Genomic DNA, 16972 nt, shown 5'->3' with positions numbered 1-16972 from the left:
TCTCCTCACCCTCTTGTGGCTACATTGGACGGACGCTCACCGGATCAGGGGACGCTGATGGCTACGGACCGTGTCATCGCCGTGACTGGAGCGACCGGCCGCCAGGGCGGCGCGGTCGCGCGACACCTCCTGGCTGACGGCTGGAGGGTCCGGGCGCTCACCCGCGACCCGAACAGCGCCAAGGCCCGCGCGCTCGTCGAGGCGGGCGCCGATGTGGTCAAAGCCGACATGGACGACCCCGACACCCTCTCCCCCGCCATCGAAGGCGCCTACGGGGTGTACAGCGTGCAGAACTTCATGATCAGCGGGCTCGAAGCCGAGGTGCGGCAGGGAAAGAACGTCGCGGACGCGGCCAAGGCGGCAGGTGTCGGGCACCTGGTGCACGGCTCGGCCGGGACCGGATACGAGACCGGTGTCGGCTCGTGGGACTCGAAGCTCGCCGTGCGCGCGTATATGCGGGAACTCGGTCTTCCCGTCACCGAGTTGCGGCCGATGGCGTTCATGGAGCTGATGACCGACAAGGGGTACTTCCCGCCGGTTTCGGCGTGGCACCTCATGCCGAAGCTGATGGGCGCCGACCGGCCGGTGGTGTGGATCAGCGTCGACGACCTCGGCGCCATCGCCGCCCGGGTCTTCGCCGACCCGGACCGGTTCCTCGGCGCCGACATCCCCCTGGCCGCCGACGTCCGGTCGATGACGGAATGCCGCGAGATCTGGCGCGAGGTGATGGGCAAGCCGCCGAAGTGGTTCCCAATGCCGGTGTGGCTCTTCGAACGCTTCGTCGGCCCGGACCTGACCCGCATGTGGCGGTGGCTGCGCACCGCGGACATCGCCCTGGAAACGGCGTCCACGCTGGAGATCCTGCCGTCGGCGGCGACCGTGCGGGAGTGGCTCGTCCGACAGCGGCCCGCGCGGCGCTAGCGGTCAGCAACGACCCGCGGTCGGCCGGTTCGCCGCGGAGTTCGTGCTGGAGACGACCATTCGCCGTTCCCCGCGCTGGGTGTCGCGCAGCGCCGACGATCGTGTCGCGCCCGCGTCGAGGACTGCTCTCAGCGTGGGCTGTTCGGCGGCGAGCCGGGCTCGGGCCTCGTGTGGGTCGCTGTCGGTCTCGATCGCCTGGTCGAGCCTGGCCGCCAGCGTGGTGGTCCAGCGTTGCTGCAAAGCCAGCAGGACCCCGTCGGCGGTGCCGAAGAGCCGCCGGGCGTCGGGGATGTCGTCGAACACCAGCGGAGCGGTCGGATCGCGCCGGGCCCGCCGGAGCACGGCGTCGAGAACGGCCTTGCGTGCGTGCGTCTCCGCCCACGACATCGTCCACCTCCAGGGATCCGGCTGACAGCTCGACACTAGGAGCCGGAACAGCCCGCCGTCGCCATGCCGGGGACGGGACTTCGTCTCCACCCGTGGGCGGAGATCGTCCCCGTCCCGGGAACGATGTGGCGGGCCGGTCTCCGCCGTAATCTGGGGCCGTGACGCTTGTCGACCGGATGCGGGCACGGGTGGCCAGGAGCGGGTTCGGCTACCCGCTCTGGATGGCGCTGACCGTGTCCGTGGGCGCGCTGGCCGCCGCCGCCGCGGCGGTCGTGCAGCGCGACGCCGTCGTCCCGCCGCGGTGGGCGCTGGTGTGGGCGCTGATCGCGGTCTCCCCGGTGCTCTTCGACCTGGTGACCGGCGGCAAGATGCCGCGGCCGCTGATGGCGCTGCTCGCCATCGCGGGCGCGTCGCTGCTGCTCGTCGAGCCGGTCGAGTCGGACTTCGCGCCGTTCATCCTGGTCATCCTGGCCGCGGAGGTCGCGGCGACCGCGACGCTGCCGGTCAGCCTGGCCGCCGCGGTGTGCATGCTGGGCGCGCTCGTCGTGCCCGCGGCCGCCGGGCGATTGGTGGGTGCGCCGCTGTACGCCACCGCCATCGTGATCGGCTGGACGGTCGGGTTCGTGGTCCTCACCCAGTTGCGGCTGCTGCAACAGGAGCGCGCCGCCCAGGCGACCCGGGCCGAGCAGGCCGCGACCGGTGAGCGGCAGCGGATCGCCCGGGAGGTCCACGACGTCATCGCGCACTCGTTGAGCGTGACTCTGCTGCACCTGACCGCCGCGCGGCGCGCGCTGCAGCAGGACGAGGACCTCGACGAGGCGGTGGCCGCGCTGACCGACGCCGAACGCCAGGGCCGCCAGGCCATGGCTGACATCCGGCGCACCGTCGGCCTGCTCGCGGCTGGGCCTGCGGGCACCCGGCCCGAACCGGGCGTCGACGATCTCGGCGACCTCGTCGACGACTTCCGGCGCGCGGGACTGCTGGTCGACTACCGGGTGCGCGGGCAGGGGGCGGATGTGCCGCCGTCGGTGGGACTCGGCCTGTACCGGATCACCCAGGAGTCCCTGGCCAACGTCGCCAAGCACACTCCGGACGCGACCGCCGAGGTCGATCTCGACATCGGCGCGGACCGGGTCACGCTGTCGGTGCTCAACGACACGCCCGTCGGGCCTCCGGCCTCGACCGAGCCGGGTTCGGGGGTGGAGGGCATGCGCAGGCGGGCCGACCTGCTCGGCGGGAGCCTGCGCGCGGGTCCGGGGCCGCGGGGATGGCTGGTCCACGCGGAGGTCCCGCTGGACACCGAAAGTCCGGGATGGTCGTGCGGGCTGCGCCGCCGCATCCAGGAGGCGCCGTGACCGTCGACGAGGTCCGCGTGCTGCTGGTCGACGACCAGGAACTGGTGCGCTCCGGTCTGCGCCGGATCCTGCGGCGCAAGGACGGCTTCGTGATCGCGGGCGAGTGCTCCGACGGGGACCAGGTGCCCGCCGCGCTGGCCGCGACCACCCCTGATGTCGTGGTCATGGACCTGCGGATGAAGCGCGTGGACGGCATCGAGGCAACGCGGCGGTTGCGTCAGCGCGAGCAGGCCCCACCGGTGCTGGTGCTGACCACCTTCGACGACGACGAACTGCTCTCCGGCGCGCTGCGGGCGGGTGCGGCGGGGTTCATCTTGAAGGACTCCCCCGCCGAGGAACTGATCAACGCCGTGCGGGCGGTCGCCGCGGGCGGGGCGTGCCTCGACCCGGCGGTGACCGGCCGTGTCCTGACCGCGTACCGTGGCGTCCCGCCCGGCCCGGCCGACGGCTCGGCCGTCCGCGATCGGCTGACGGCGCGCGAGTTCGACGTCCTGAGCCAACTGGGCCGGGGCTGGTCGAACACGGAGATCGCGCAGCGGCTCGGCATCTCCGAGGTCACGGTGAAGAGCCACATCGGGCACATCTTCGGCAAGCTCGGCCTGCGCGACCGGGCCGCCGCGATCGTCTACGCCTTCGACCGGGGTGTGGTCGTGCCGGGTGAGCCCTCTCCGCGGTGACCCGGGCAATCCGCTTGCGCCGCAAGGAAGAATTCGATGGAACACCCTGATCAAAGGAGATCCCGCATGCTGCCGTGGACGGCCGAGTTCGCCGGACGGATCGACGAGCACGTGTTCGCCAGCGACCTGCTGCGCGGCAACCCGCTCGGCGACCCGCACGAGCGGCCGCTATGGGTGTACGTGCCACCCGGCTACGACGACGATCAGCGGCGCTACCCCACGGTCTACGTGATCCAGGGATTCACCGGACACCTCGCGATGTGGCGCAACCGCACCCCTTGGCGCCAGCCGTTCGTCGAGTTGGCCGACGGCGTCTTCGCCCGGGGTGAGGCGCCGCCTGCGATCGTGGTCTACGTCGACGCGTGGACGTCGGTCGGCGGCAGCCAGTTCCTCGACTCCCCCGGCACCGGCAAATACCACTCGTACCTGTGCGACGAGGTCGTGCCGTGGGTCGACGAGCACTACCGGACCATGCCGGGCGCGGCCCACCGGGCGATCACCGGCAAGTCCAGCGGCGGCTACGGCGCCATGATCACCCCGATGCTCCGCCCCGACGTCTTCGGCGCACTCGCCACCCACGCGGGCGACGCGCTGTTCGAAGCCGCCTACCAAACCGATTTCCCGAAGGTCGCCCGCCTGCTCCGCGACAACTACGACGGCTCCTACGACAACTTCCTGGCCGACTTCCGCAGCGGGCGGGTCGTGGGCACGAAGGACACCGACTTCGGGCTCATCGAGGTGTACGGCTACGCCGCCTGCTACTCCGCCGACGAGGACGGAACCGTGCGACTCCCGTTCGACGACCTCGGTGTGACCGTCCCCGAGGTGTGGGAACGCTGGCTGCGCCGGGACCCGGTCCGCATGGCCGCCCGTCCGGAGTTCGCCGACGCACTGCGCTCGCTCAAAGCGATCTGGATCGACGCGGGCGAGCAGGACGAGTACTACCTGGACTTCGGCGCGGTGGCCTTCCGCCGGGCCCTTGCGGCAGCAGGCGTCGCCGACGACGTGGTGCGGCTGGAACTGTTCCCAGGCAAACACGGCGCGATCGAATACCGCTACCCCCTGGCCCTGGCCTGGCTGACCGAACGCATCTCCTGACCCGCCAACCATCCACTTAAGACCGCAAGGCGGGCGACGGGCGACCAAGAGACCGGATGAGCGCCGTACGCAAGGCGAATCACCCAAACAGACGCCCACGGCCCGAGGTGGCCAAGCAGCCGGCTCAGATCGGCGAACAGTCCGACTTGTCAGTCCACCCCGACCCACACCGATAAAGCGCGAACACCGTGTTGTACCCATACCGAGCACCAAGCACGTTGTACTCGCTGACATTCACCCGCCCCGCGACATAGTGGTCAGTGGCCGTGCCATTGACCACCTCAGCGTAGGGAGGAGTGGATGTCGAAGTCGGAGCAGGAGTCGGAGTGGATGTCGGAGTCGGAGAATTCGATACCAGACCCCAGAAGCGCGCCATGTGGTAGGACGCGCAGATGTTCACGTCAAGCATGTAGGACCCAGCGGTTCCGCAGTGCGTGTCGCCGGACCCGGGGTCCACGGGGTGACCGTGGCCCATCCCCGTCACGTCGTAAATCTCCACCATCCCGCCATAGACCCGATGCGGATACCCCGCAACCATGTCGCGAACCTCAGGAACCTGGTCAGTGCCAACAACATTCGTCCACTGCTCAACCAGCTCCACCCCGTTCATCGGCCGCACCGTCCCATCCGCACTACCGTGCCAGATGGACACTTTCGCTCGCTCACTCGAATAGGCCGTCGCGGCCCGAACCTTGTCACCCCACTGCGCGGGAGTGAGATTCACCCCCGGATTCATGCAGTTGTAGGCCGACGCGACCGTTGTGGCGCAACCGAAGGGCAGCCCCGCGACCACTCCCCCACCGGCGAACACCTCCGGGTAGGTCGCGAGCATGACGGCCGCCATCGCCCCGCCCGCGGACAGCCCGCTCACGTGCGCCGACGTCGAACCGAGGTCCTGCCGCATCCGGTCGACCATCTGTTTGAGGGAGAGCGCTTCGCCGGAGTCTCGACGGGTGTCGCCGGGTTCGAACCAGTTGAAGCACGAGTTGGCGTTGTTCGCCTGCTTCTGCTCGGGGATCAGCACGGAGAACTTCCACTGGTCGGCGAGCTGGATCCAGCCCGAACCAGGGCCGTAGCCCGCCGCGTTCTGGGTGCAGCCGTGGAGGGCGACGACGAGTGGACGCCCGGCGGGTAGGTCCGTGGGCACGTGGCGGAACATCCGCAGGTTGCCCGGGTTGGTGCCGAAGCCGGTCACTTCCTGCAGGGTCGCGGCCTCGGCTGGTTTCGGGCGGGCCACCAGGGACAGGGCGGCGACGATCAGGACGGCCAACGCCGCGGCGAGCATCGCGGCGGGCGGGCAGACGGATCGGCTTGTGGTCATGGGGCGACCTCCACGCTGAGGGCGATCTTTGCCTCGATGCTAGGAACGCGGCCACCCAGCCGGCTCTGGTCCGGCACACCACTTTCCCTGTCGGCTGGATGTCGGTGAGCGACACCTCGCGGTGACCGCCACACCACCCGAATGGTTTGCGGGCACCCGTCCGGGGTATTCCCCGGGTACGTCGAACAGCCGGCGGCGACAGACCCGACGGACGCGGATGGTGACGATGGAAGCGGACCTCGATGATGCGTTGGCACGTGGTTTGCGCGAGTACGCGCGACGGGTGACCGAAGCACTGGGGCTCAGCGGCAACTCCTCCTACCTGCAGTCGGAGCACCCCGCGAGCCTGTATCTGGCCCTCGACGGCCGACTGACCCGGTTTCCGGACCGTGACGTGGCGTTGCTGTGGGACGAGGAGCGCGGCTGGGCGGCGGCCGTGGAGACGCACAGTGGGGCAGACCTGATCGTGGTCGCCTATCTGGGGCACCACGTGCTGCCGCCGCCCGCCCTCGTGGCCGGCTGGGTGGCCCGCCTGTTCCAGGGGATCTCCGTGGGCTCGATCCGCCCGGTCCGGCTGCGCAGTGCCGACGCCGACGACGACTTGGCGGGACAGCTGATCGCGTTCGGCCGAACAGGCCTCACGTCGACCACGCGCAGCGCCTGACCCGCCACCTGGGCAGGATGAGAGCGTGCTCGTCGCCGTTCTGTCCGACACCCACGCACCCCGTCACTGGAAAGGGTGCCCCGCCGAGGTCGCCAAGCACCTGCGTGGCGCCGACCTGATCCTGCACGCGGGCGACGTGTGCACCGCGGCGGTGCTCGATGAGCTTTCCGCGTTCGCCCCGGTCCACGTCGTGCTGGGCAACAACGACGGCCCCGACGTCGCCGCGTGGGGCGCCCCGGAGACCGTCGAGCTCGACCTGGCCGGCCTGCGGGTGGCGATGATCCACGACAGCGGCAAGGCCGACGGCCGCCCCGCCCGGCTGCGCCGCCGCTTCCCGGACGCCGACCTGGTCGTCTTCGGCCATTCGCACATCCCGATGGACGTGGTGGGCGCGGGCCTGCGGATCTTCAACCCGGGTTCGCCGACCGACCGCAGGCGGCAGCCGCACGCGACGATGGGAACGCTGCTCATCGAGGACGGGACGCTGGTCGAGGCCCGCCTCATCGAGGTGACCTGAGCTCTGTCAGCCCGCGGACTCGTCCAGTTCCCCGTGCCTGTCCGCCAGTGTCCTGGCGAGGTCGGCGAGTTTGATGTTGAGCTCCTGGGACGTGCGGCGCAGCAGGTCGAAGGCCTCGTCGGCGCGGATTCCCCTGCGGTGCATGAGGATGCCCTTCGCCTGTCCGATCACGTCGCGGCTCTCGATCGCCCGCCGCAGGTGCGCCTCACGCAGCTCCGCCTGGGTGACGGCCTTCGTGGTCGCGAGCGCCAGGGACGCGTGGATGGCCAGCAGGAGCGCGGTCTCTTGCGCCTGGGCGTCGAGCGTGCCCGGTTCGCGGGCGTAGATGTTGAGAGCGCCGGAAAGCCGCGGCGGCAGGCAATCGGGCACCAGGGCGCCGGCGAGCATGGCGCTGTACCCGCACGCGGCGGCGGCCGGGCCGAACGTCGGCCACTGCGGCTCGCGCGCGAGGTCGTCGCTGCGCACGTAGCCGGGGGCCGACGCGCTCGCGGCCGTCACACATGGCCCCTCACCGGTGTCGTACTGCAGCTGGTCGAGCTTGGCCGCGACCGGGTCCGTCTCGACCGGGGTGTGGAACGACCCGTCGGGCCCCCGCAGCGTGACCGACACGAGGTCGGCGCCGGGAATCACCCGCCGCGCCGCCCACACCACCTGTTCGAGCACCTCGGCGACGGTGGGCGCGGAGAGCAGCGTATTCGCCAGGCGGGCGAACTCCCGCGAGAGCGGGCCCAGTTCCGCGTCGAGGACGGCGTCGGCGGGCTTGTCCGCCAACGAGACGAACTGCGCCTTGTCCTCGGCCCAGATCCCCTCGTCCGAGGGGTCGCTGTCGTCGTCGAGCTCGTAGGGCTGCTGGATGGTCACTTGTCACCTTGGGTTTCGCCACTCCAGCGCCGGATTCAGAGCATGGATTGGTGCCGGATCGGGTACGGAGCGCGCAGGGTCAGGACGGGACTCGGGACTCTCCAGCATCCTCTTCGGGGCCGGTCGGTGCCAGTCCCGGACGTTCGACGAACAGCGCCGTCGTCAGGTCCGGATATGTGGGGATGCGCCGGTCAAGCCCTGTGAGCCGGAGCAGCCTGCGCACCGCGACGCCTGCCGCGACCAGGCTCAGCCGCCCGCCCTGGGCCCGCGCCCGGTCCGCGCCCTCTTGCAGCACGCGGGCGCCCGCCACCCCGCAGAACTCGATCGCGGCCAGGTCCAGCACCATCCGGGCCTCCTCCGCCTGCGCCATCGCCTGGCGCAGGATCGGCGCGGTGTAGAGATCGATCTCGCCGCGAGCGGTCAGCACGACCAGGTCGCCGCGGCGCAGCGTGACCGAGACGGTCAGCGGTCTTGTTCCCTCGGTGTTCGGGCGCGCGGCACCGCGAGGGTCGACGATGTCAACCATGGAGTCTCCAGACCGGCCCGACGGGAACCACACACAGCCACCGGGCCTGCTCGTCCCACCGGGGCGAACGAGGGCGTGATGATTCTGGGCGGCTTGGGTTCAACCGTGCCGCCAGGCTATTCGACGGTGCCGCGGCCGGGCAACCGACTCGCCGGTCGTGCCGACCCGCCGATGCCGGGGAAGACTGGGGCCCGACGACCCCGAGATGGAGGGAGTGTCCACCCATGAGGCTGCCGTCGGAGGAGAACGACCCTCGACCGGCCCCGCGCGGGACGACGGAGGTGCCGGAGGGCGACGTGGTCGCCCAGAAGACACCGGTCGACCCGGACGAGGAGAACGACCTCGAGCCGGTAGGCGAGATCTGGCAGGAGGCGGACCCGGCCGACGTCGCCGACCAGCACCGCGTCGTCCCGCTCGACGACGGCGATCAGGCTGAGGGCCTGCGCTGACCCGTCACCCCGGTCGACCGTGGCGCCGCACGGGCCCGGCCCGCAGTGCGGGCTCCGGGCTCGGCGCCCCGCGGCGGACGTGGACCCGCACGCGGGTGCCCGGGGTGTCGTCGGCTCGTCCGCGGGCCCGCAGGGTTCGGTAGGCGGCGACGACTTCCTCAAGCCGCTCCGGGTCGCTGGGGTGCTGATTGTCGGGGTGCAGTTCCCGCACAAGCGCCCGGTAGGCGGCGGCGACCTCGGCGTGCCCGGTGTCGCGGTCGACGCCGAGCACGGCGTAGGGGTCGTGGTCGCGGCGGGCCATGGCTCACCCGGTGACCGAGAGGTCCACGTCGACGGTGAGCCCGCTCAGTGCGGTGTAGTACCCGCGGGCGGCCCGCTCGGCCGCGGCGAGCGCCTGGCGCAGTTCGGTCAGCTCACGGGAAGCGGTCGCCAGCGCGGGCCCCGGATCGGCGCCATCGTGTCCGCGCAGCAGTCGGTGGCGGTCGTGGTGGGCCAGTTCCGTGGCGAGGAGAGCGGCGATGTCGGTCAGGCCGCCGGTGAGTCGGGTGAGCTGCCAGCCGCTCTCGCGCAGTTCGTCGTGGTCGGCCGCGCGGTGCGCGCGCACGGCCGCGGCGATGCCGTCGGCGGCGGCCGCCAGGGCGGCACTGGCCTGCCGGGTGCGGACCATGATGACCTCCGGACGTCACGGACGGGACTGGCGCGGCTGAGCGCCGTCGACCCCGGCCGCTGTGACGTGGCAGCCGGGGTCGACGGTCTCGCGCACCCGACCGGAGGTGAGCGCTGACGCACCCACCGAGCGGCACGCTCGACGGCGGTCCCGGCGACCTTGCGAACAGGGGTGAGACGGCGTGGGTTCGCGTGCGGGGGCCGTGGAGCGGGAACGCTCGGCTTGGCCGGGCCGAAGAAGGCGGTCGGGTCGAAGTTGGCGGCCACGATGGCGTCGAACTCGGCCCGCAGGAGTGTCCGGTCGGCGAGCACCAACTCGGCGAAGGCCTCGTCCACGTGATCGGGTCGTTCCCTTTGCTCAGCCATCGAAAACACTCCCGGCTGTTCCCTCTCGTGACCGCCAGGTCACGAGAAGCTCTCCCTATTCTTATAGCTCTGACTAGAGGTTGTGTCAACCCACAGATGCAGATACTGCGGTCTGGCTGGAGCCGACTAGACCACGGACTCGTCGTCGTCGGTGTCGTCGGCCTCTTCGTGTGTCCACTTGAGCTGGAACTCGATCTCCTCTTCCCCGTCGCCGCGCTCGTGCTCGATGGAGAACTGGGCGCGCGCGGGGACGCGGATGCGCTCGCCCGCGATCTGGATGCGGAAAGACGTCTCGGATTCCAGGGCGTCGGCGAGGCGGCGAAGCTTCGCGACGACCTCGGGGGTGGAGTAGATGCGTTCGATGTCTCGGGTCGCGTCGGACACGTGGCCTCCGATGTCGGGTCTCCCTCGGGCGGGAGCGTGGTTGGCACATTCAATCGCGCGACCGCCCGCGCGCGGTGACAAGGTGGCCCTTGATCGGGATCTCGGCGCCCGCCGGGGTTCGGTACTGGCCGAGGACTTCCCGGGACTCCTCAAGAACGCGCTGGTAGACCGCGTCGGTGAGCCGGTCGATCAGCGGGGTGCTCTCGACTTCGACGCGCACCATCTCGTCGACGGAGTCCCACCGGGCGGTGCCGGTCCGGGTGCGGATCTCGGCGACGTCGAGGCCCGCCGCGTGGAAGCGGGCGCGCAGGATGTCGAGGTCGCCGTGCACCCAGTAGGCGCCGAGCAGGCTGAACGCCTCGGGACCCGCGTGCCGGGCCACCAGCTCGACCCAGGGCCGATAGGCGGGCTGGTCGTCGAGGCCGGCGTAGACCTGCACGCCGACGGTGCCGTCGGGCGCGCACACCCGGCCCATCTCACGGAGGGCCTGGGTGGCGTCGGGGAAGAACATCAGGGCCGACTGGCAGAGCACCGCGTCGAACGAGCCGTCCGGGAACGGCAGGTCGGCCGCGTTGCCTTGGCGCCACTCGATGTCGGAGCGCAGGCCGCGGGCCACGGTGAGCATGCCCTCGTTGAGGTCGAGCCCCACGACCTTGCCGGTGGGGCCGACCCGGTCGGCGGCGGTGCGGGCCAGGATTCCGGTGCCGCAGGCGACGTCGAGCACCGCCTGGCCTGGTTCGAGGCCCGCCGCGTCGGCGAACGGCGGCGCCCAGTCCGCGAACAGCGCGGGGACGAACTTCGCCTCGTAGAGCGCCGCCTGCTCGGCGGAGATCTGGAATGCCTCGGTGGAACTGCTCATGGCGTGCCTCCCTGTGGTTCTCCCAGAGCGTGCGCCGGGCGTGGAGCCGAAGGATCGGGCAGATGTCCCATTTGCCTGCCCGTTGCCGCGATAATCCAGGCATGGACGTCGACGGCGTCACGGTCGGCCGCACCGCCCTCACCGAGGGCCGGTGGGACGACGCCCGGGCCGCCTTCGAGGCCGCGGGCGACCGGCCGGAGGCGTTCGACGGGCTCGCCGAGGTCAGCTACCGGCAAGGCGACTACGACCGGGCGATCGAACTGCGTGAGCGGGCCTACGCCGGGTTCCGCGCGCGCGGCGAGACCCGGTACCCGGCGGTGCTGGCGGCCTATCACCTGGCGTTCGACTACGCCGCCGTGCACGGCAACCTGGCGACCGCGGGCGGCTGGCTGGAACGGGGCAAGCGCCTCGCGGCCGTGTCCGGCGACTGCCCGGAACGCGGCTGGGTCGAACTCGCGTGCGTCCTCGCCACGGAGGACCTCGACGAGCGGGAGCGGCATCTGGCCGCCGCCATGGACATCGCCGTGCGCTTCGGCGACGCCGACCTCGAGTTCGACGCGATGGCCTACACCGGGGTGTGCCTGGTGGAGCGCGGCCGGATCGACGAGGGCATGCGCCTGCTCGACGAGGCCGCCGCCGCGGCCAGGGGCGGGGAGGTGCAGAGCTTCACCGTGGCCGGGGAGATCCTCTGCAAGATGCTGCTGGCCTGCGAGCTCGTCCTCGACGTCCGGCGCGCGGAGCAGTGGACGAGCGTGGCCGACCACCTGGGCAGGCGCTCCGATCTCACGTGGGCGTCGGCGATCTGCCGGATGCACTACGGCGCGATCCTCGTCGCCGCGGGCCGGTGGGCGCGGGCCGAGGACGAGCTGAGCACGTCAGTCCGGGTGTACCGCGGCTGCTACCGGGCGCTGTGTTCGGGCGCGGTGGTGCGGCTGGCCGAGCTGCGGGTCCGGCAGGGACGGCTGGAGGAGGCCGAGCAGCTCCTCGTCGGCCACGAGCACGATTCCTACGCGGTGCGGCCGCTGGCACGGGCGCACCTGGCGCGCGGTGAACTCGACCTCGCCGCGACCCTGCTCCGCCGCCACCGCGACCAGCACGGCGACGGGCTGCCACAGTTTCCGGTCCTCGCGCTGCTGGCCGAGGTGGAGGTGGCGGCGGGGCGGTTCGACCAGGCGCGGGAACTCTCGGCGCGGCTCACCGCCATCGCCCAGTCCACACCGCTGCGCGCGATCGCCGAGTTCACCGCCGGGCTCGTCGGCATACCGGAGGTAGTCACCCACTTCGAGACCGCCCTGGCGTCGTTCGGCACCGCGGGCCTTCCCTTCGAGGAGGCGCGTACCCGCATGGAACTGGCGCGGGTCCTCGCGCCCGCCGGCCCGGCGGTGGCCGAGGCGGAGGCGCGGGCCGCGCTGTCGGTGTTCGACCGCCTGGGCGCGGGCCCGGACGCCGACGCGGCGGCCGCGCTGCTGCGGTCGCTGGGTGTGCGCGGCCGGACCGGGCCCAAGGATGTCGGCGCACTGTCCAAACGGGAGCGTGAGGTGCTGCGGCTGCTCGGGCTCGGCCTGTCGAACCCGGAGATCGCCGCTCGCCTGTTCATCAGCCGCAAGACGGCGGCGCACCACGTCAGCAGCGTGCTCACCAAACTGGGCTTGCGCAACCGGGCCGAGGCGGCCGTGTTCGCCGCGGGACAGCCCGAGGAGTGACCTCAGGCGGCGTTCGCCGAGCCCGCCAGGACGACCGTGGTGAAGGTCGCGATCTCGTCGAGCGCGGCGCTGCTCTCGGGCAGGACCTGGCCCAGCACTGGGAAAGCGTGCACCTGCCCCTGCCAGATCTGCAGCCGGTGCCGCACCCCGGCCGCGGTGAGACGCTCGGCCATGAGTTCCGCGTCGCAGCGCAGGACTTCGTCCTCCGCGCACTGGATCAGGACGGGCGGAAGGCAGGACAGGTCGCCGTTCACGGGCGAGCGGAGCGGGTCGATCTCCGTTCCGTTCCCCGCGCACAGCAGGCCGACCCGCGACAGCCGCCGGGCCGGGATGAAGACGTCGGTGCGCGCGTTGCGGTGTCCGAGCTTGGTGACGCTGTCGAAGTCCAGCCACGGGGAGAGGCCGACGACGCCCGCGGGCCGGGGCAGGCCCGCGGCCGGGGCGTTGAGCGCGAGCGCGAACGCCAGGTGGCCGCCCGCGGAGTCACCGACGCAGACCACCTTGGCCGCCGCGATGCCGCGGGTCTCCAGCCAGCGCACGGCTTCGGCGGCGTCGGCGAGCGACTCGTCGAGGCGCCCCTTCGGCAGGTGCCGGTAGGCCACGGACAACACCGGCAGCCCGGTGCGCAGCGCAAGCCGCTCCACGATCCGCCGGTGGGTCGCCAGGCCGCAGAACAGGAACGCTCCCCCGTGCAGGTAGAGAATCGCGGCGACCGAGTCGCCCGCGCCGCGCGGGCGGACGAACTCGGCCCGCCAGGTGCCGCCGTCGACGTGCTCGCATTCTGTCTCCCGCAACCGCGGAACGACCCGCAGGGCGAGGTTGACCAGCGGCATCATCTTCGAGAGCGGCCCCCGCAACGGCCAGCAGGCGAGGGTCGGGCGCACGAAGATCCGGCACAGCCACCGGATCACGGCCGCCCGCGCACTGCGGCCGCCCTCCCGGTACTCGTATGCGGTCTGGGTCTCGCCGGAACTGGGAGTACGACTGTTCACCGGTCGACTTTCGCACCGGCCGGACACGGGGAGCAACGGTCACGTGTCGCACCCGGCGAATGTTGTCCGTATCGGGCAAAACCGCGGCGGAGGTGTGTCATCGGCCGCGGATGTGCGGGTTCGCCGGTTTCGGGGTAACCCCACGACATGGCGGACACAGGCGATCAAGAACCAGCGGCCGACCGGGCCACGGTGGAGGCGGTCGGGAAACTGACCGAGGCCTTGGAGACGACCGAGATCGCGCGTGGCCATCTCTACGCGTTCCACCAGCTGACCGGGTCGGCCGACTTCAAGGTGGAGGAGGCCATCGAACTGCTTGCCCGCGCCGGTCACCAGGACCTCGCCGCGCGACTGGAACGGGAACTCCTCGGGCGCAACGTGCTGCCCGGCCGGTGGACGTTCCAGGTCGTCGAGGAGTACGACGACGCGTACTACCAACCGTTCCGCGACCTCGAACGCGAGACCCGCGAGCTGACCGGCGGGCAGCGGCACCGCTACGAGGCCGGGCTCAAACGCGCACGCCGCACGCCGGGTGAACCCGGGCACGAGCCGACACCGGACGAGCCCGCGATCCCACCACGCTCCGATCGGGTCAGCCGCTAGGGCGTCTCCTGGGCCGGTCCGAGTCCGGCCACACGTACGGCAGGTCCGCAGGCACGTCCGGGAAGTGCGGGCGGTAGTGGTCAGGATCCTTGCGGACCAGGGCGGACTGGTGGCTGCGGTGCAGCGCCGCGTCGCCGAGCCAGGGCGGCAGCTCCCCCGCCTCGGCGAGTTCGTTCTGGGAGCGGACGGTCCCCAGGCCCGCGCCACGAAGCAGGTCCGCCCGCAGGGTGCCCCCGCAGGTGTCCGCCCGACCCGCCGCGCACCAGGCTTCGCAGACGTCGAGGCCATAGCGGGTCAGGGCCTCCTCGTAGCCCGCCCACATGGCCGCGGCCGGGTGGTGGCGCCAGCCGTAGCCCTCGACGGTGAGAGCCCGGAGCACCTGGATCGTCTCGACTCGCTGCTTGCCCAGTCGGCGCGCGTCGAGGACCCGCGCGGTGGCCGCGAAGTCGGGGTAGGGCAAGAACGTCTGCACCGTGGCGGGATACCCAGGGCGGCCCCGGATACACCGGGGCGCGGACGTTCACTGTGCGGGGCCGCCGCGCGGCACGCATCATCGGTTGATGCGCTGTGTGGTGTTCGGGGCGACCGGGTACATCGGCGGGCGGCTGCTGCCCGAGTTGCTGGAGGCGGGCCACGAGGTCCGCGCGGTGGCCAGGACGCCGGAGAAGCTGGCGGACGTGCCCTGGCGTGACGCCATCGAGGTCGTTCCCGGGGACGTCACCAACCGGGAGCACGTGCGCGCCGCGGTGGCGGGCCAAGAGGTCCTCTACTACTTGGTCCACTCACTCAATCGGGCGGACTTCGTCGAGATCGACCGGCGAGCGGCGGAGGTGGTCGCCGCGTGCGCCGCCGAGGCGGGGGTGGCGCGGATCGTCTATCTCGGCGGGATCCTGCCGGAGTCCGGCAAGCTGTCCGACCACCTGGGCTCGCGCGCGGAGGTGGGCGACATCCTGCTGGCGAGCGGGGTGCCGACCGCGGTGCTGCAGGCCGCGGTGATCATCGGGTCCGGGTCGGCGAGTTTCGAGATGCTGCGCTACCTGACCGAGCGGCTGCCCGCGATGATCACGCCGCGCTGGGTGCACAACCGGATCCAGCCGATCGCCGTGCGGGACGTGCTGCACTACCTGGTCGCCGCCGCAGGTCTGCCCGAGAGCGTGTCGCGGGCGTTCGACATCGGCGGGCCGGACGTGCTGACCTACCTGCAGATGATGCGTCGCTACGCGGTCGTCGCCGGGCTGGTGCGCCGGGTCGTGCTGCCCGTCCCGGTGCTCACACCGTGGCTGTCGGCGCAGTGGGTCAACCTGGTCACGCCGGTGCCGCGCAGCATCGCGGTCCCGCTGATCGAGTCGGTGGTGCACGAGGTCGTATGCCGCGACCACGACATCGAGAAGTACATCCCGGACCCGGAACCCGGTCTGCTCCACTACGAGCAGGCCGTCGAGCTCGCCCTGGCCCGCATCCGCAACGCCGACGTGCCCACCCGCTGGTCGGACGCGGCGTGGCCGGCGGCGCCGTCGGACCCGCTGCCCTCGGACCCGGACTGGTCCGGCGGGTCGGTGTACGAGGACATCCGCGAGCACCCGACGTCGGCGAGCCCGCAGGCGCTGTGGGACGTCATCGAGTCGATCGGCGGGGAGCGGGGCTGGTACTCGTTCCCGCTGGCCTGGTCGGTCCGCGGCCTGATCGACCGCCTCACCGGCGGTGTCGGGCTGCGCCGCGGCAGGCGCGACCCACGGCGGCTGCACGTCGGCGAGGCGCTCGACTGGTGGCGGGTGGAACGCCTGGAGCGGCCGCGGATGCTGCGCCTGCGCGCGGAGATGAAGGTGCCCGGCCGCGCGTGGCTCGAACTGTGCGTCGAGCCCACGGCGGACGGTGGCGCCCTTTACCGGCAGCGCGCGGTGTTCGAGCCGCACGGCTTGGCGGGGCAGGCCTACTGGAAGGCAATCGCGCCCTTCCACGGCGTGGTCTTCGGCGGGATGGCCCGCAACATCACGGGAGCGGCGGAGCGGTCCGCGGCCGGCTGAACGCGGGCAGTCTCCGCAGGCGGGGACGCACAAGCACGGCCCCGACGGTGATCAGCGCGCCCGCGATGAGCCCGCCGATCCCCCACTCCCACCTGACGTCCGCGACCGGTTCGACAGTCGCGGGTGCGGGCTCCGCCTTCGCCGCCTCCGCCTTCGCCGCCTCCGCGATCCGTGCGGACGCGGGCCCCGCGGTGAGGCCCAGGGAATCGAGCAGGGCGATGAGCTCCTTGGGCGAGGAACTGGTGTGCCAGGACGCCGGCGCGTCCCAGATCCCCTGGTCGTGCCCGTGCACGGTCCTGGTCTCGATCACCGGGCCGGCGGGGGTCAGGTAGATCCGGTCGGTCCGCCACACGTCCACGTCATGGAGCAGCCAGGTGGCGGTGAAGTACGAATTGGACTCATAGGGGGCCGCGGCGGACCCGCCGCTGAGCGCGCTGTCGAGTCGGATGTAGGCGGAGTCGGCGTGGTGGAGCGCCGCGGCCCGCTGGTTCTCGGGCATGGTCAGCAACACGCTCGTCGGGCCGCCCGCGGCCGCTGGCCCGGCGCTGAGGGTCAGCAAGCCGATCACGGTGAGCAGAGTCAGAACTGTGGCGCGCATG

At 71.7% G+C, this 16972-nt stretch carries 21 protein-coding genes; 10 read left to right on the top strand and 11 right to left on the bottom strand.

Going from position 1 to position 16972, the window contains the following annotated elements; genetic code table 11:
* The first annotated feature begins 57 nt into the window (after positions 1–57).
* Complete coding sequence (locus tag GPZ80_RS00765; protein WP_187217773.1) at positions 58–921, top strand: NmrA/HSCARG family protein; 864 nt, start codon at positions 58–60, stop codon at positions 919–921.
* A 3-nt stretch (positions 922–924) separates the two neighbouring features.
* Here GPZ80_RS00765 and GPZ80_RS00760 read toward each other — a convergent pair whose 3' ends face one another.
* Positions 925–1308, bottom strand: coding sequence for a hypothetical protein (locus GPZ80_RS00760; protein ID WP_187217772.1), 384 nt, complete (start codon positions 1306–1308; stop codon positions 925–927).
* 158 nt (positions 1309–1466) lie between these two features.
* Here GPZ80_RS00760 and GPZ80_RS00755 point away from each other — a divergent pair, with 158 nt between their 5' ends.
* From GPZ80_RS00755 to GPZ80_RS00745, 3 genes are all read left to right on the top strand, one after another.
* Positions 1467–2663: a sensor histidine kinase gene (locus GPZ80_RS00755; RefSeq protein ID WP_222718733.1), complete on the top strand. Its 1197-nt coding sequence runs from the start codon at positions 1467–1469 to the stop codon at positions 2661–2663.
* Positions 2621–3340 carry a response regulator transcription factor gene (locus GPZ80_RS00750; protein WP_187217771.1) on the top strand — a complete coding sequence of 240 codons (720 nt, stop codon included), beginning with the start codon at positions 2621–2623 and terminating at the stop codon, positions 3338–3340. The genes GPZ80_RS00755 and GPZ80_RS00750 overlap by 43 nt, the downstream gene beginning before the upstream one ends.
* Before the next feature lie 66 nt (positions 3341–3406).
* Positions 3407–4438: an alpha/beta hydrolase gene (locus GPZ80_RS00745; protein WP_187217770.1), complete on the top strand. Its 1032-nt coding sequence runs from the start codon at positions 3407–3409 to the stop codon at positions 4436–4438.
* A gap of 124 nt (positions 4439–4562) precedes the next feature.
* On the opposite strand, the gene GPZ80_RS00740 is transcribed toward GPZ80_RS00745, so the two are convergent.
* Positions 4563–5759, bottom strand: a complete 1197-nt coding sequence (locus GPZ80_RS00740; protein ID WP_187217769.1) for an extracellular catalytic domain type 1 short-chain-length polyhydroxyalkanoate depolymerase — start codon at positions 5757–5759, stop codon at positions 4563–4565.
* Positions 5760–6042: 283 nt separating this feature from the next.
* Here GPZ80_RS00740 and GPZ80_RS00735 point away from each other — a divergent pair, with 283 nt between their 5' ends.
* Together GPZ80_RS00735 and GPZ80_RS00730 are read left to right on the top strand one after the other, a co-directional pair.
* Complete coding sequence (locus GPZ80_RS00735; RefSeq protein ID WP_187217768.1) at positions 6043–6423, top strand: DUF6292 family protein; 381 nt, start codon at positions 6043–6045, stop codon at positions 6421–6423.
* A 25-nt stretch (positions 6424–6448) separates the two neighbouring features.
* The gene (locus GPZ80_RS00730; protein WP_187217767.1) at positions 6449–6940 is read left to right on the top strand and encodes a metallophosphoesterase family protein; all 492 of its coding nucleotides are present in this window, start codon (positions 6449–6451) and stop codon (positions 6938–6940) included.
* 6 nt (positions 6941–6946) lie between these two features.
* On the opposite strand, the gene GPZ80_RS00725 is transcribed toward GPZ80_RS00730, so the two are convergent.
* The gene (locus GPZ80_RS00725; protein ID WP_376771624.1) at positions 6947–7801 is read right to left on the bottom strand and encodes an ANTAR domain-containing protein; all 855 of its coding nucleotides are present in this window, start codon (positions 7799–7801) and stop codon (positions 6947–6949) included.
* A gap of 79 nt (positions 7802–7880) precedes the next feature.
* Complete coding sequence (locus GPZ80_RS00720; protein ID WP_187217766.1) at positions 7881–8327, bottom strand: STAS domain-containing protein; 447 nt, start codon at positions 8325–8327, stop codon at positions 7881–7883.
* 224 nt (positions 8328–8551) lie between these two features.
* Here GPZ80_RS00720 and GPZ80_RS00715 point away from each other — a divergent pair, with 224 nt between their 5' ends.
* On the top strand, positions 8552–8776 hold the full coding sequence (locus tag GPZ80_RS00715; RefSeq protein ID WP_187218333.1) for an Rv3202a family protein: 225 nt from the start codon (positions 8552–8554) through the stop codon (positions 8774–8776).
* Positions 8777–8780: 4 nt separating this feature from the next.
* On the opposite strand, the gene GPZ80_RS00710 is transcribed toward GPZ80_RS00715, so the two are convergent.
* From GPZ80_RS00710 to GPZ80_RS00695, 4 genes are all read right to left on the bottom strand, one after another.
* Positions 8781–9077: a DnaJ domain-containing protein gene (locus GPZ80_RS00710; RefSeq protein WP_187217765.1), complete on the bottom strand. Its 297-nt coding sequence runs from the start codon at positions 9075–9077 to the stop codon at positions 8781–8783.
* 3 nt (positions 9078–9080) lie between these two features.
* On the bottom strand, positions 9081–9443 hold the full coding sequence (locus tag GPZ80_RS00705; protein WP_187217764.1) for a hypothetical protein: 363 nt from the start codon (positions 9441–9443) through the stop codon (positions 9081–9083).
* 491 nt (positions 9444–9934) lie between these two features.
* The gene (locus GPZ80_RS00700; RefSeq protein ID WP_187217763.1) at positions 9935–10192 is read right to left on the bottom strand and encodes an amphi-Trp domain-containing protein; all 258 of its coding nucleotides are present in this window, start codon (positions 10190–10192) and stop codon (positions 9935–9937) included.
* A 49-nt stretch (positions 10193–10241) separates the two neighbouring features.
* Positions 10242–11051, bottom strand: a complete 810-nt coding sequence (locus GPZ80_RS00695; RefSeq protein WP_187217762.1) for a methyltransferase domain-containing protein — start codon at positions 11049–11051, stop codon at positions 10242–10244.
* Between the two features lie 101 nt (positions 11052–11152).
* Between GPZ80_RS00695 and GPZ80_RS00690 the strand changes: the two genes are divergently transcribed.
* The gene (locus GPZ80_RS00690) at positions 11153–12754 is read left to right on the top strand and encodes a LuxR C-terminal-related transcriptional regulator (RefSeq protein WP_187217761.1); all 1602 of its coding nucleotides are present in this window, start codon (positions 11153–11155) and stop codon (positions 12752–12754) included.
* 2 nt (positions 12755–12756) lie between these two features.
* Here the strand turns inward: GPZ80_RS00690 and GPZ80_RS00685 are convergent, their stop codons facing one another.
* Complete coding sequence (locus GPZ80_RS00685) at positions 12757–13746, bottom strand: alpha/beta hydrolase (RefSeq protein WP_187217760.1); 990 nt, start codon at positions 13744–13746, stop codon at positions 12757–12759.
* 147 nt (positions 13747–13893) lie between these two features.
* Here GPZ80_RS00685 and GPZ80_RS00680 point away from each other — a divergent pair, with 147 nt between their 5' ends.
* Positions 13894–14349, top strand: coding sequence for a hypothetical protein (locus GPZ80_RS00680; RefSeq protein WP_187217759.1), 456 nt, complete (start codon positions 13894–13896; stop codon positions 14347–14349).
* Here GPZ80_RS00680 and GPZ80_RS00675 read toward each other — a convergent pair.
* Positions 14339–14821 (bottom strand): MSMEG_6728 family protein, encoded by a 483-nt coding sequence (locus GPZ80_RS00675; RefSeq protein WP_187217758.1) that lies wholly within the window; start codon positions 14819–14821, stop codon positions 14339–14341. The two genes, GPZ80_RS00680 and GPZ80_RS00675, sit on opposite strands and share 11 nt — an antisense overlap.
* An 88-nt stretch (positions 14822–14909) precedes the next feature.
* Here GPZ80_RS00675 and GPZ80_RS00670 point away from each other — a divergent pair, with 88 nt between their 5' ends.
* Positions 14910–16373 carry an SDR family oxidoreductase gene (locus GPZ80_RS00670; RefSeq protein WP_187217757.1) on the top strand — a complete coding sequence of 488 codons (1464 nt, stop codon included), beginning with the start codon at positions 14910–14912 and terminating at the stop codon, positions 16371–16373.
* Here GPZ80_RS00670 and GPZ80_RS00665 read toward each other — a convergent pair.
* Positions 16339–16971 carry a hypothetical protein gene (locus GPZ80_RS00665; protein ID WP_187217756.1) on the bottom strand — a complete coding sequence of 211 codons (633 nt, stop codon included), beginning with the start codon at positions 16969–16971 and terminating at the stop codon, positions 16339–16341. The two genes, GPZ80_RS00670 and GPZ80_RS00665, sit on opposite strands and share 35 nt — an antisense overlap.
* Position 16972 lies beyond the last annotated feature (1 nt).

The sequence above is a fragment of the Actinokineospora xionganensis genome, from assembly GCF_014323725.1.
GTDB classification, from domain to species: Bacteria; Actinomycetota; Actinomycetes; order Mycobacteriales; family Pseudonocardiaceae; genus Actinokineospora; species Actinokineospora xionganensis.
Note: the sequence above shows the minus strand (reverse complement) of the source record. Positions and strands in the feature narration are given on the sequence as shown.